The organism is Halomicrobium sp. HM KBTZ05, from assembly GCF_041530035.1.
GTDB lineage: Archaea > Halobacteriota > Halobacteria > Halobacteriales > Haloarculaceae > Halomicrobium.
In genome coordinates this window covers 2,731,979-2,744,696 of the sequence record NZ_CP168057.1, presented here as the reverse complement: position 1 = coordinate 2,744,696, position 12,718 = coordinate 2,731,979, and the positions used below count along the sequence as shown (strand labels likewise).

General features: G+C 67.1%; 17 protein-coding genes. 8 read left to right on the top strand and 9 right to left on the bottom strand.

Annotation, left to right across the window (positions count from 1 at the left end; all coding sequences use genetic code 11):
- Nucleotides 1–23 precede the first annotated feature (23 nt).
- Nucleotides 24–461: a universal stress protein gene (locus ACAH01_RS14255; protein WP_372479636.1), complete on the bottom strand. Its 438-nt coding sequence runs from the start codon at nucleotides 459–461 to the stop codon at nucleotides 24–26.
- A 143-nt stretch (nucleotides 462–604) separates the two neighbouring features.
- Between ACAH01_RS14255 and ACAH01_RS14250 the strand changes: the two genes are divergently transcribed.
- Both ACAH01_RS14250 and ACAH01_RS14245 read left to right on the top strand, forming a co-directional pair.
- Nucleotides 605–1,075 (top strand): pyruvoyl-dependent arginine decarboxylase, encoded by a 471-nt coding sequence (locus ACAH01_RS14250; RefSeq protein ID WP_153552440.1) that lies wholly within the window; start codon nucleotides 605–607, stop codon nucleotides 1,073–1,075.
- A 49-nt stretch (nucleotides 1,076–1,124) separates the two neighbouring features.
- A complete protein-coding gene (locus tag ACAH01_RS14245; RefSeq protein ID WP_015762277.1) occupies nucleotides 1,125–1,475 on the top strand; it encodes a DUF5811 family protein in 351 nt (116 codons plus the stop codon).
- A gap of 8 nt (nucleotides 1,476–1,483) precedes the next feature.
- On the opposite strand, the gene ACAH01_RS14240 is transcribed toward ACAH01_RS14245, so the two are convergent.
- From ACAH01_RS14240 to ACAH01_RS14230, 3 genes are all read right to left on the bottom strand, one after another.
- Nucleotides 1,484–1,669, bottom strand: a complete 186-nt coding sequence (locus ACAH01_RS14240; RefSeq protein WP_015762278.1) for a hypothetical protein — start codon at nucleotides 1,667–1,669, stop codon at nucleotides 1,484–1,486.
- Between the two features lie 73 nt (nucleotides 1,670–1,742).
- Nucleotides 1,743–3,557, bottom strand: a complete 1,815-nt coding sequence (gene infB, locus ACAH01_RS14235) for a translation initiation factor IF-2 (RefSeq protein WP_372479635.1) — start codon at nucleotides 3,555–3,557, stop codon at nucleotides 1,743–1,745.
- 91 nt (nucleotides 3,558–3,648) lie between these two features.
- Nucleotides 3,649–4,158, bottom strand: a complete 510-nt coding sequence (locus ACAH01_RS14230; protein ID WP_372479634.1) for a plastocyanin/azurin family copper-binding protein — start codon at nucleotides 4,156–4,158, stop codon at nucleotides 3,649–3,651.
- Nucleotides 4,159–4,249: 91 nt separating this feature from the next.
- On the opposite strand from ACAH01_RS14230, the gene ACAH01_RS14225 reads away from it, so the two are divergent.
- Together ACAH01_RS14225 and ACAH01_RS14220 are read left to right on the top strand one after the other, a co-directional pair.
- Nucleotides 4,250–4,489, top strand: a complete 240-nt coding sequence (locus tag ACAH01_RS14225) for a PRC-barrel domain-containing protein (RefSeq protein ID WP_153552452.1) — start codon at nucleotides 4,250–4,252, stop codon at nucleotides 4,487–4,489.
- Nucleotides 4,490–4,948 (top strand): NOB1 family endonuclease, encoded by a 459-nt coding sequence (locus ACAH01_RS14220; protein ID WP_208628308.1) that lies wholly within the window; start codon nucleotides 4,490–4,492, stop codon nucleotides 4,946–4,948. It abuts the gene before it with no gap.
- On the opposite strand, the gene ACAH01_RS14215 is transcribed toward ACAH01_RS14220, so the two are convergent.
- From ACAH01_RS14215 to ACAH01_RS14205, 3 genes are read right to left on the bottom strand one after another with little or no spacing between them, the layout of a single operon-like run.
- Nucleotides 4,945–5,091, bottom strand: a complete 147-nt coding sequence (locus ACAH01_RS14215) for a CopG family transcriptional regulator (protein WP_018257138.1) — start codon at nucleotides 5,089–5,091, stop codon at nucleotides 4,945–4,947. The two genes, ACAH01_RS14220 and ACAH01_RS14215, sit on opposite strands and share 4 nt — an antisense overlap.
- A gap of 59 nt (nucleotides 5,092–5,150) precedes the next feature.
- Complete coding sequence (locus ACAH01_RS14210; protein ID WP_170093456.1) at nucleotides 5,151–5,906, bottom strand: type II CAAX prenyl endopeptidase Rce1 family protein; 756 nt, start codon at nucleotides 5,904–5,906, stop codon at nucleotides 5,151–5,153.
- 34 nt (nucleotides 5,907–5,940) lie between these two features.
- Entirely contained in the window at nucleotides 5,941–7,254 is a 1,314-nt protein-coding gene (locus ACAH01_RS14205) for a glucose-6-phosphate isomerase (protein ID WP_372479633.1), read from the bottom strand.
- Between the two features lie 117 nt (nucleotides 7,255–7,371).
- Here ACAH01_RS14205 and ACAH01_RS14200 point away from each other — a divergent pair, with 117 nt between their 5' ends.
- The 4 genes from ACAH01_RS14200 (at nucleotide 7,372) to ACAH01_RS14185 (ending at nucleotide 11,169) form a co-directional block, all read left to right on the top strand.
- Complete coding sequence (locus ACAH01_RS14200) at nucleotides 7,372–7,983, top strand: hypothetical protein (protein ID WP_170093458.1); 612 nt, start codon at nucleotides 7,372–7,374, stop codon at nucleotides 7,981–7,983.
- A gap of 48 nt (nucleotides 7,984–8,031) precedes the next feature.
- Nucleotides 8,032–8,487 (top strand): DUF5812 family protein, encoded by a 456-nt coding sequence (locus ACAH01_RS14195; RefSeq protein ID WP_170093459.1) that lies wholly within the window; start codon nucleotides 8,032–8,034, stop codon nucleotides 8,485–8,487.
- A gap of 136 nt (nucleotides 8,488–8,623) precedes the next feature.
- Complete coding sequence (secF, locus tag ACAH01_RS14190) at nucleotides 8,624–9,532, top strand: protein translocase subunit SecF (RefSeq protein WP_170093460.1); 909 nt, start codon at nucleotides 8,624–8,626, stop codon at nucleotides 9,530–9,532.
- Entirely contained in the window at nucleotides 9,529–11,169 is a 1,641-nt protein-coding gene (locus ACAH01_RS14185) for a preprotein translocase subunit SecD (RefSeq protein WP_372479632.1), read from the top strand. Before secF ends, ACAH01_RS14185 begins: the two co-directional genes overlap by 4 nt.
- A gap of 66 nt (nucleotides 11,170–11,235) precedes the next feature.
- On the opposite strand, the gene rnhB is transcribed toward ACAH01_RS14185, so the two are convergent.
- Complete coding sequence (gene rnhB, locus ACAH01_RS14180) at nucleotides 11,236–11,868, bottom strand: ribonuclease HII (protein ID WP_372479631.1); 633 nt, start codon at nucleotides 11,866–11,868, stop codon at nucleotides 11,236–11,238.
- 42 nt (nucleotides 11,869–11,910) lie between these two features.
- A complete protein-coding gene (locus ACAH01_RS14175) occupies nucleotides 11,911–12,522 on the bottom strand; it encodes a translation initiation factor IF-2 subunit beta (protein WP_170093463.1) in 612 nt (203 codons plus the stop codon).
- Nucleotides 12,523–12,718: the final 196 nt, after the last annotated feature.

Here is a 12,718-nt window from a genome sequence, read left to right as displayed (position 1 = left end):
CAGTCCGCTCCGTCTTCAGCGCCCTACTCGGAGGCGTCGGAGACGTCGACGGTCAGCACCGGTGCGGGAGACTGCGTGACGACCTTCTGGGACGTACTACCGAGCATGTTCTGCTCGTATTCGCCCGCCTGTGACCCCATCGTCACCAGATCGATCCCGGCGTCTTCGACGTACGAGACGATGTGGTCGGCCGGCCGTCCGCGGCGGATCGTCTTCGTCACCGAGAGGCCCTCCTGTTCGAGGGCCGCCGCCACGTCCGAGGTGGCGGCTCGCCCCTCGGCTTTCAGCTCTTCTAGCACTTCGTCTTGCATGTCGTCGTCCATCGACAGGAACGCCCGGTCGTCGACGACGTAGAGCGCGTGGACGGTGACGTTTCGTCCGTCGGCGATATCGATCGTGTGCTCGAGGACCTGCTCGATAGAGTCGCTGCCGTCTGTCGGAACGAGAATGTCGCTGTACATCGTCTGTCTCTATCCGGTTGTGACAGACATCGTTTTTGATTCCGTCGGGCGGACGGTCACACTCGCGCTGGCGTGTCGCTGGGGTCACACCGTCGGCTCCGTGAAGCGAAACCCCTTACAGCGAGCGTCGTCCAACGGCGAGTATGAGCGTTATCCGGATCGTCTGGGGGACTGCCGGCGGCCCCACAGAGCTGTCGTCGTTCGACGCCGCGCTGGCCGACGCGGGCATCCACAACTACAACCTCGTGACGCTGTCGTCGGTCATCCCGGCCGATCCGGAGATCGAAGTCGTCGGCACCGCCCCGGACCTGGGGCCGGTCGGCGCGGAACTCCACACCGTCGAGTCGTCTGCGACGGCCGCGCCCGGCGAACGCGTGGCGGCGGGGATCGGCTGGTCGCGAAGCGAGTCCGGCCGCGGCATCTTCTACGAGGTCTCCGGCGAGGACCCCGACGACGTGCGGGCAGAGATCGAGGCGGGACTGGCCGCCGGCCGTCAGCTCCGAGATTGGACGTTCGTCGACACGGAGACGGTCGTGCGGTCGGTCGAGGCCGACGAGGAGTACGCAAGCGCCGTCGTCTGTGCCGCCTACGGCAGAAGCCGGCCAGCGCTGTAACCATCGCCGCCCTTTTAAACTCTGTTCGCATAGATGCACCGGAAACCGAATGTACGGGAACACACAGTTTGGGGCAGACGTAGAGGAGGTGGACCTGACGCCGGAGCAGCGTCAGTCGCTCCGTCGCGATCTGACCCACGTGGCGGCCGGACTCCGTGAGGTCCTCCCCGGCGAGTTCGTGGTCGGCTCCGAGATCACGAGCGGTTCGAGCGGACCGCGTGCGACGATCGCCGTCCAGCCACCGCTTGGCTCGGTCGTCAGCGCAGGCTACTCGCCGACCGAGGACAAAGTCGAGATCACCGACGACGAGCGCGACGACCTCGTCCACGGACTGGCCGCGTCGGCGGCGCTGCAGGTCAAGCAGGCAATGACCGACGACGCCGCGCCGACGGCACAGTAGACGCTCTGCTACTCGCTTGCCGGCGGATCGTAAAACAGCGCGTAGCCCAGCGTCCCGCCGGCCGGCACACTCCCGGCACCCATCGCGACGCCGAACTGTACCGAGAAGACGACGCCGACCAGCGACGCCACCAGCAGGGGCAGCGCCATCGCGACCAGCACCAGGTCCGCGGTCGCCAGTTCGCCCGAGAGCATCCTACCCGTACCGGCGGCCGCCGTCTAATTAAATATTATTACTCGGCCGCCGGCGTCACGGTGCCGTCGTCCGCTACTTCCCCCAGAAGGGGTCGCGGTTGCGCTGCTTTTCGAGGTACTGATTGAGCGCCTCGCGTTCGTCGCCCGTGATGTCCTCTTTGAGTTCCTGTTCGAGGATCTTGGCGTGTTTCTCGGGCAGTTCGGTCCACAGCTCGTCGCCCTCCTCGATCTGGCGGCCGACGGTCGGTCCGTCGATGGAGACGGCGACGCGGTCGCCACGGTTCGCCTCGTCGACGTCCTCGCCCTCGTCCTGGATGGACTTGAGGTGGCCGACGCGTTCGGGCTCGTCGCCGTCGAACAGCGCGACGTTGCTGTTTCGCTTGATCCGTCCGGCGAGGATCTCGACGCCGACGACGGCGGGGTCAGACTGGCGGAAGGTGTGATCCTGGAGGATCTGGAAGCGGGCGGGGCGGGTGATGTTGTCGAGGATCTGGTCTTGCTGGGCGGTCTCGATGGCCTCGACGTGGTCCTCGTAGCTCTCGATCAGCTGATAGATCACGTCGTCGGCGAAGATTTCCACGTCCTCCTGGTCGGCCAGCCGTTCGGCGTCGTCGAGCGTGTCGACCCCGAAGGCCAGGACGGCCCGGTTGATCGGCTCGCCCGCGGTCTCGGCGACCCGAACGTCCCGCGGAGCCACGTCGCCGACCTCGGCGCGCATCACGGGAATCTCGTGTTCTTCGAGCGTCCCGGAGAGCGCTTCCAGCGAGCCGAGCGTGTCGGCTTTGATGACGACGCCCTCCTCGGCTGTCGAGACCTCGAAGCCGGCCAGTTCCTCCTCGACTTCGAGGATGACCTCGTCGATGTCGCGGTCGCGGACGACCCGGACCGGTGCTCCGGCCATCGCGTCGTCGAGATCCGGCGCGGCGATTTTCACCCCGTCTGCCGCGGCGACCGACTCGACGCGCTCGAACTGCTTCTCGGTACGGATCTCCGCCAGCGGTTGGGGCTTCAGCAACGCTCGGACCTCCGTGACGATCGGGCCGTCGAGGCCGCCGACGACGATCTCGTCGTCCTCGCTGATGGTCCCGTCGTAGACGACGGCGTCGACGGTCGTCCCGAACCCGCGGGCGTCGGTCACTTCGAGGACGGTCCCGACGCCGGGCCCGCCCACGTCGATGGACATCTCCTCTTTGAGGTATCGCTGAGACAGCCCCATCATCACCGTCAGCAGGTCGGGCAGTCCCTCGCCGGTCTCGGCCGAGACGGGGACGACGCCGATGTTGTTCTGGAAGTCCTGGACGCGCCAGTACATGTCGGCCGAGAAGCCGTTGTCCGAGAGCTGGCCGATGATCTCGTACAGTTTCTCGTCGAGGTCGCCCTGGACGCGGTCGGACTGCTTTTCCTTGCTCACCCGGACCGGTTCGCCCTCGTTGGGGTTCCAGCCGGGGACGGTGTCGATCTTGTTTGCGGCGACGATAAAGGGCGTCTGGGTCCGCTTGAGGATGTCGATGGCCTCCATCGTCTGGGGCTGGAAGCCGTCGTTGACGTCGACGACGAGGATCGCGATGTCGGCCAGCGCGCCGCCGCGCGATCGCAGCGTCGAGAACGAGTGGTGGCCCGGCGTGTCGATAAACAGCAAGCCGGGGAGGTCGAAGTCGGTCGGATCGACGAGGTCGCCGGCCATCGACGAGATCACGTCCAGCGGCACGGCCGTCGAGCCGATGTGCTGGGTGATCGCGCCGGACTCGCCCGCGGTCACCGCCGAGCCACGGATCTTGTCCAGGAGGCTCGTCTTGCCGTGGTCGACGTGGCCGAGCACCGCCACGATCGGGGTTCGAAGGCCACCAGCGTCGGCGTCGTCGTCAGCGTGAGAATCGGGTTCGGACATGAGAGATCACCGTCCAGAAGTTATTCGTTCGGAGTCGGTCGCACCTGATAAGTGCATCGTAATCTCGGCGTCTGTAGCGTCGCTGGCACGATCAGACGACTTCGAAGGACGCGGTCATCCCGGACCCTCGGTGGGGCACACAGTAGTACTCGTAGGTGCCCGTCGTTTCGAAGGTGTAGACGTGCGTGTAGCCACTGCCGTAGGTGTCGGTCCCCGGCGTCCCGGACCAGTCGCTCTCCTCGGGTGTCGTGTCGGGGGCGACGTTGTGACCGCCCGCTTGCCACACCCAGCGGACGGTCTCGCCGGCACTGATCTCGAACGACTCCGGCGAGAACCGGAGCCGTCCCTCCGGTGCCACCGTGACCGTCTGGGCGACCGTCGGTGTCGCGGTGGGCGTGTCGGTGGGTGTCGGCGTCGGCGTGTCGGTCGCGGTCGGGGTGTCGGTTGGCGTGTCGGTCGCGGTCGGTGTCGGGGTGTCAGTCGCGGTGGGCGTCGTCTCGGTCGCCGACGGCGTGTCGGTCGTCCCGCCGTCGCCGGCACAGCCGGTGAGGCCGACGACGGGCGCGGTCACGAGCGCGGCGAGGTAGTCGCGGCGGTCCATACCACTCCGTCGGACGGCAGACACTAATACCGTATGCCAGCACGTCTGACGGCCCGTGGCGTTTATGGTACAGGAATCGGAAGGGGCCAGTATGGCAGAAATACTCGCCGAGAATCTCTCGGGGAAAGACGTCATGGGGACGGACGGAACCGAGATCGGTAGTCTGTACAACATCACGATGGATCTGGATACGGGGGCACTGAAGCACCTCCTCATCGACGCCGACGGCGCGCTCGGACAGACGGAGTTCGAGCGGGACGAGACCGGGCGCTTGCTCGTCCCGGTCGAGCGAGTCCAGGCAGTCAAAGACCACATGATCGTCAAGCGTTAGATGTACATTTTGGACTCCTCGGCGTTTATCAACGAGTATCACACCGACGAGCCGATCGCTTCGATTCCGCTCGTCCGCGAGGAACTCGAAGACGAGAGCGCCTACCGCTTCGACGCGCTGGAAGGGTCGGGAATGCACATGCACATCCCCGAACCGGAGACCGTCGAACGGGTCGAGCGGGCCGCCGACGAGACCGGCGACCTCGCGGAACTCTCCCAGACCGACGTTCGCCTGATCGCCGCCACGTTCGAACTCGACGGGCGGCTGGTCACCGACGACTACGCGATGCAGAACGTCTCGGAGAAGCTCTCGGTCGCCGTCGAAGTGATCGCACAGGACGGCATCGACGAGCAGCGTGACTGGCGCTTCCAGTGTCAGGGGTGTGGCCGCGAGTTCGACGAGAACCACGACCGCTGTCCGATCTGTGGTAGCGATCTCTCGCGGAAGAATCCGGCCTAAACTGTCGACTCCTCGGCGGCTTCGAGTCCGAGGTCGAGCAACTGTTCGAGGACCTCCTCTTCGGTGATCCCGTACCGGTGGGCCAGCCGACTGACTGCCCTGGCCTGGTCGTCGTCGCACACGACCGTGTACCGGGTTGGCATACCACTCGATAGGAGAGATTGCGGCATAAAGCCCCGTCAGACGGCCGTCACACCCGTCTCTATCCAAGTAGCGAGAGCCCGTAGACGGCCTGGAGCCACTGGCCGAGGTAGATCGAGACGTTCCAGGCCGCGTGGATCCCGACCGGAACGAGGATACTCTCGGTGTGTTCGTAGACGGCCCCCAGGATCAGTCCGAGGACCGTCGCCACGGCGAGGTAGGTCACCGTGCCCGCTCCGGACAGCGCCCCCGAGTGAGAGAGCCCGAACAGCAGGCTCGCGATCACGACTGCCGGCACCGAGCCGTACGCCTGACGGAACTTCCCCTGGACGAGGCCGCGAAAGAGCAGTTCCTCGCCCGGAGCGACCAGCAACACTGTGATCGGGAGCAAGGCCAGAAAGAGCAGCGGGTGCTCGCGGCCCGTGAGGACCGCCTGGTTCTGTGCCGTCTCGACGCCAAGCAGTCCGATGAGCTGCTCTAGGGCCGTCGACGCGGCCAGCAAGACGAGAAAGCCAAGGGCGATCCAGCCCAGGTCTCGGAGCGTCGGAGTGTGAAATCGGACGAGTCCGTCCGTCTCGCGGCTCTGGTGGTACCCGAACACGGTCACCAGGAAGCCCGCCGGCAAGAGCGCGTACTGCACCGAGTAGTAGACGACCGGCGTTGTCGACTCGGTGACGCCGAGCGCGTCGGCGACGCTGACGCCCAGCGACGCGAGGACGAGTCCCACCAGATAGGCGAACGCGATTACGGCCAGCGACGTGACGGCGGCCTCCAGTCGTACCGAGCGATCGGCGGTGTGGTACAGATCCGACCCCATCTACCCGGCCGTTCGGGGCTCGGCCGTAAATACGCTACCGTCCGTCCTCGCCGTCGACGATCAGTTCGTGCTTGTCCTCGATGGCGGCGGTCTTCTCGGTCTCGTCGCCTTCGAGGACGTCTCTGGCGGCCTGCTTGCCCCACTCGACGGCGGGCTGGGTGAACGTCTCGACGCCGGCCAGTTCGCCCACGAGGATACAGGCGGCCTCCATCGCGTAGAGGAGTTCGCCCAGCCCTCGCGGATCGAGGCGGTCGAGTTCGACGCGGACGTTGGGCTGGCCGGCTTCGGCGAGACTGGCCTCGGTCGCGCGCAGTTCCGTGTCCAGCAGTTCTCCGAGGTCGGTCCCTTCGAGGTGGGCGAGCGCGTCGGCCGCCGCGGCCGGCACGTCCAGCGACGGCCGCTCGCGGGGCCGGAGCAGCGTCACGAGCTTGTCACGGCGGCCCGCCCGGTACAGCTGCAGCTGGGAGTGTTGATCGGTCGCGCCCAGTGCGCGGGCCGGCGTCTGGCCCCGGCCGTCCTTGCCGAGACTCTCGGCCCACAGCTGGGCGAACCACTCGGCGAACGGCTCCAGTCGCTCGGCGTAGGGGACGACGGCGTTGATCGTCGCGCCGCGCTCTTCGAGACCGTACGCGACCGCGCCGTAGGCGTAGGCGGGACAGTCGAACAGCGACGAGTCGAGCGTCTCGGCGGCGGCCGCCGCCCCGTCGAGCAGCCCCTCGATGTCACAGCCCAGGATCGCAGCCGGCACCAGCCCGACCGACGACAGCGCCGCGAAGCGGCCCGGTACGCCGTCGGGCACCGCCAGCGTCGGCAGGTCGTGTTCGTCGGCAAGCGCCGCCAGCGGCCCCTCGTCGCCGGTCGTGACGACCGTCCGCTCGGTCCAGTCGACCCCGGCCTCGACCATCGCCTCGCGGACGACGAGGAAGTTCGACAGCGTCTCGGCCGTGGTGCCGGACTTCGAGACGACGTTGATCGCCGTCTCGGAAAGCGACAGATCCGAGAGGACGCGGGTGACGTGGTCCGGATCGACGTTGTCGAGCACGACGTGGCTCGTCCCGCCGTCAGCTGCCAGTGCGCTCGTGATCGTCCGCGCACCGAGCGCGCTGCCACCGATACCGACCGTCACGACCGTCTCTGCGTCCGAAACCGGCGCGACGGCGTCGCGGATCGCTTCGGCGTCGGTCGTCGCCGGCAGGTTCAGGGCGGCGTAGCCGAACTCGTCGTCGGCCCGCCCGCGCTCGATTCGGTCGTGAGCCCGTGCGACGCGGTCGTCGAGTGTCGCCAGTTCGTCCCGAGAGAGGCCGGGTTCGGCGACCGCTGCCAGTGCGTTTCCGATGTCGACGTTCATACGCTCGCCTCGCCCGGAGCGGGTAAAAAGTCCGTTCTCTTGGCTTCGCACTCTCGGTAGGCGGTGCCGTCCCCTCGAAACACGGCGTTTAACCACGGGCGAGCCGTACGCTCGGCCATGGCCGAAGACGCCGCCGAACCGGGAGCCAGCGGGGCGACCGGCGACGCCGTCGGGACCGGTGTACCGTCCGAGGACGGCGACGACAGCGCAGCCACCGAGGAGGCGGACGACAGCTACGACGGCCTCTTTGGGGCCTTTCCCTACGCCTTCCGGTCCAGTGATTCCGTGCTGTTTCGCACCTACGTCGTCGTCGGCGGACTGGCCGCACTGGCGACTGGGCTGTTGTTTACGCTCGCGCTCGTCGTCCTGATCGCCGAGACGATCGGCGGGGGCGGCGGTCAGTTCAGCTTCGTCCGGGCGTTTTTCGTCTTCGTGGGGATGCTCGTGGTCGCGCCGCTGATCGCGCCGGTGCTGTTCGTCGCCCGCCGGCTCAGACGGGGCCGTGCCGACGGACGGTTCGCGGCCGTCCTGGCGGGGCTGGGCTACGGCTTTCTCGGGTCGCTGTATCTCGGGGCGCTGATCTCCGCCCCGGCGGCACAGCAGACGCTCCCGTCGAACCCACTCCTCTCGTCGGTCGTCGCGACACTGTACGCCCTGCCGCGACCCGCCGGTATCGCCCCGCCGCTGCTCGTCGGGGTGGCGATGCTGGTGGTCGCGCGCCGCTGGTGACCGGCCGGAACCGTGACGGGCAAAAGCACTCGACCGCTACGGAGACGCATGAAATCGAGCACGTTCCTCGTGACCGCTGCCGACGACGAGACGGCGACGCTGCGCGACGTGGTCGACCAGCAGGTCGTCACGCTCTCGGAGAACCCCGGCCTCGCCGCCGACGAGGTGATCGAGGCCACCGTCGAACCGGAGCCACCGCTCGAAGTCGCCTACCAGATCGTCGACATCGAGCGCCAGTGGGAGATCCCGGTCGAGCGGAGTCCGGAATCGCCGACGACCCTCGCCCGCGACATCGCCGCCGAGCAGGCCGACGGCGAGATCACCAAACGCGAACGTGCCGGCGAGGGCGAGGTCCACGTCCTGACGGTTCCCGACGCCGAGGCAGCCGCCGACGACGTGCTCGACGACGAGGCGACCAGGGAACGGGCCGCCCGACTCGGCGTCGATCGGGTCAGCGTACGCGTCGGCGACGGCGTCGTCTCGGTCCGGTACCTGCCGAACTGATCGGAGCCGTCGATCGCTCCGGCCGGGACACTGGGCGGCGGGGACTGCACTGAATCTCGGCCGCGGCGACGCTGTCGTCGTGTCCGTGTGTCGTGAGATAAGAAGGCTTATTCGGGGGGCTCGCACACCCACGCCCATGAACGCGTTCGAGGTACCGGAGGTCGACTACGACCAGTACACGAACCGCCAGCTGGCGGCCGTGCCGCTGGCGGTACTCGCCCTCGCGATACTGATTTTGGTCGGGTGGTCCCTGTTCGTGTCCGGATCAGTCGCGTCGCCCGGTGCGCCCGTCTCGCCGGGGATCGACTTCACAGGTGGTTCCGAGCTGACAGTCGTCACGTCGATGTCCAAGGCAGAGATCGGCGACCAGTTCGACACCGAACCGATCTCGGTCCAGCAGGCCGCCGAGAACGCGGAGGCCGAGACCGTCGGACCGAACGAGAATCAGTACATCGTCCGGTTCCAGTCGTTCGACACGCAGTCGCTGCGGGACCAGGCCCAGAGTGCCGACATGCAGCTCCTGTCGAGTTCCTCGACCTCTGCGACCTTCGGCGGTGACAACCAGACGACGGCGGTCGTCGGCGTACTGATCGCCTTCGCCGGGATGAGTGCGATCGTCTTCGCGCTCTTTCGCTCGTTCGTCCCGAGTATCGCGGTCGTCGTCTCGGCGTTCTCCGACATCGTGATCCCGCTGGCGGCGATGAACGTCCTCGGGATCGAGCTGTCGCTGGGGACCGTCGCCGCGCTCCTCATGCTGATCGGTTACAGCGTCGACTCGGACATCCTCCTAAACAACCACATCCTGCGTCGTTCGGGGTCGTTCTACGAGAGCGTCCACCGCGCGATGGAGACCGGTGTGACGATGACGATCACGTCGCTGTCGGCGATGGCAGTGATGGCAGTGGTCGCCTCCTTCTTCAACATCCAGCTGATGGCCTCGATCGGGACTGTGCTGGTGATCGGGCTGGCGGCCGACCTGATGAACACCTACATGTTGAACCTCTCTTTGCTTCGCTGGTACAAGTTCGAGGGGGTGAACCGATGAGCGGACTCCGCGACAACTGGCGGATCATCCTGCTGGTCGTGCTCGCCCTCGGGAGTACCGTGACGCTACTGGTGCCCGGCGCGACGGTCGCTACCGGCGACAACGCGACGGCCCAGCCCGACGGCGCGAACGCCTCCGCGGCTGGCATCACGAACCTCCAGTACGGGATCCAACTCGACGGCGGTTCGCGCATCCGGGCACCGATCGTCGGGACGACCGCCGAGAACGTCGGCATCCAGCCCGTCGGCGCGGGTGACGAGACCAACGAGACGATCGCCATCGAGGACGAACTCGTCTCGCAACTCGGCGTCGATCCCGTCGACGTGAACGCGCGAGCACCCAACGAGCCAAACGCCGACGGCACCGTCGAGGTGTACTCCGAGAACGTCACGCAGGCCGAACTCGCCGCCGCCCTGCAAGAGCAGGGCTACGACGTGTCAGAGAGCGACGTTCGCGACGGCGTGACCCGAGCGACCCGCGACGAGATGGTCGAAGTCATCGACGAGAAGCTCTCCCAGTCCGCGCTCAGCGGCGGGAGCGTCCAGTCGGCCCAGTCGGCGACCGGACAGAACTTCGTCGTCATCGAGGCTCCGGGCCGTGACATCGACGAACTCCGCTCGATCGTCGCCAGCCGCGGGATCGTCCGCGTGTACGGTGGCTACGCCGCCGACAACGGAACGTTCGTCCGCCAGCAGATCGTCAGTCGAGAGGACATCGACGGCATCGGAAACGCCCGAAAGGTCGACGGAGGACAGGGGTACCAGGTCAGCGTCACGATTCGAGACGACGCAGTCGACCAGTTCCTCGAAGGGGTTCGGGCGACCGGACTCGACGAGCCAAACACCGCACGCGGGGCGATCAGCTGCGAGTACAACGCCGAGAAGCCGAACCAGAGCTCGGGCAAGTGTCTGATCGCGTCGCTGAACAACGAGGTCGTCACCGCCAAGGGCGTCTCGCAGGGGCTGGTCGGGCTCTTTGCCGACGGGAGCTTCGCGAACGATCCGACCTTCGTCATCGAGACCAACACCCGCGAGGAAGCGCGCAACATCGAGCTCAGCCTGAAGGCCGGCCAGCCACTGCCCGCGCCGCTTGACTTCCAGAACGCACAGACCACCTCGCTGGAGCCGGCACTGGCAGACCAGTTCAAGACGAACTCGCTGATCACGGGTATCATCGCCGTCCTCGCGGTGTCGATCGCCGTCTACCTGCGCTACGGCGATCCCCGCGTGGCGGTCCCGATGATCGTCACCGCACTCTCCGAGGTGTTACTCCTGCTCGGGTTCGTTTCGGTCATCCAGTTCCCGCTGGACCTGTCACACATCGCCGGGTTCATCGCGGTGATCGGGACGGGGGTGGACGACCTGATCATCATCGCCGACGAGATCCTCCAGCGCGAGGGCGTCGCGACGGGACGGGTGTTCCAGAACCGCTTCCGCAAGGCGTTCTGGGTGATCGGAGCCGCCGCCGCGACGACGATCATCGCCATGAGCCCGCTGACGGTGCTGGGCCTCGGCGACCTCACCGGGTTCGCCATCATCACCATCGTCGGCGTCCTCATCGGCGTCCTGATCACGCGGCCGGCCTACGGTGACATCCTCCGCCGGCTGGTGCTTGACGAGGAAGAGCGAAGCGAGTAATACGACCACGCTTTTCGGCACGAAGTTCCTCGCTGGAAGGTCGCGCGGACCGTCGTGGCTGTGCGTTCAGAACGACGCCAGCGACGACTGTTCCGCGGCGGCCAGCACGTCGTCGCAGGTCGACCACGAGGTCCGCGCACAGTCGGGTAGGTCGCCGTGCTCGTCGACGTAGCACTCCAGAAACGCCCGCGTCGTCGGATCGCTCGGGTAGCCGCTGCCGACGGCTCCGAACTCGTCGGCCAGCGCCGCGACGTGGGCCTCGCGGGCGGACTTGGCGACGATACTGGCCGCTCCGACGAGCGGGTCGGTCTCGTCGGCCCCGTGTGCGGCACCCAGGTCGATTTCGGCGTCGACCCGGTCGGCTACCCGCCGGCCGAACCGCTCGGCATCCGTGTCTCCGGCGTCGACTAGCCCCGAGAGATCGTCGCTCGCGACCGCCGAGAGCGCCTCAGCGTGGGCGGCGACGGTCAGCGTGTTCATATCCGTCTCGGGATCGTCGATCCGGGCCGGTGGGATCTCGGCGACCCCGACCGTCGCGACCGACTGGATCGCTTCGGCCAGTCGCTCCCGTCGCCCGTCGGGAATCCCCTTCGAGTCGCCGACGCCGTCGGGGAGGTCGCCGGGGTCACAGCGGACTGCCGCGGCGAACATCGAGCCCAGCACCGGCCCCTTTCCGGCCTCGTCGACCCCGAATCGCATCGCTCGTGGTGATGGTGTAGGTGATGAAAGTCGTTGCGGTGCTTATGCGAGCCGCGAGAAGGCCAGCGTCCCGCTGATGTTCTCGATGTAGATCTCCACTTCGTCGCCTTCCTGCGCGCCGGGGACGAAGATCGTGTACTTACCCTTCTCGGCGACGCCGTCACCCTCGCGGCCGGTGCCGGTGATCTTGACCTCGTAGGTCTTGCCCTCTTCGAGGGTCGGCCGGTCGGTCTGGGTGTTCTTGGTCGACTCCTTGGTGACTGGGCGGAAGGCACCGCAGGCCTCACACCGGAGCATGTCGACGCCGTCCTCGGTGGTGAGTCGGGTGTCGGGCAGGCCACACTCCGAGCAGGTGACGTACTCGGCGACGTAGGCGTCGATAGCGGCCTCGAAGTCGCTGACGGCGAAGTCACCGTTGTAGCGGGCTTCGTTGCCGTCGAACTGGCCGTTGGTCCCGAACTCGCGCTGGATCGTCCGGTGGACGTGCTTTGCCTCTCGCGAGAGCGCGTCCGCGATGGCCTGGAGGTTCGTCAGTCGTGTGAACGCGCCGTCGGTCTGTCCTTCGGGGTCCGGAACCGACAGGCGTTCACCCGCGTCCCGCGGCTGGTCGGGGAGCGCGTCGAACGCCCGGTCGAGAGCTGCATCGTAGTTCATACCTAGGTCTCGCGACTGGGACGTATATGGGTTCCGTCGTCGCCCCGAGCGGCCGTCGTCGGGCGGATAACCCCTGCTTTCAGCGGCCGGCGGCTGGACGACGTGCCGGGATACGGTCGCGTTATCCTCGGATGCCAGTGGACAACGTGGGATTACTGCTCGCCGGGGCCGACGGCGGGCGACGGCCCCACCGGAT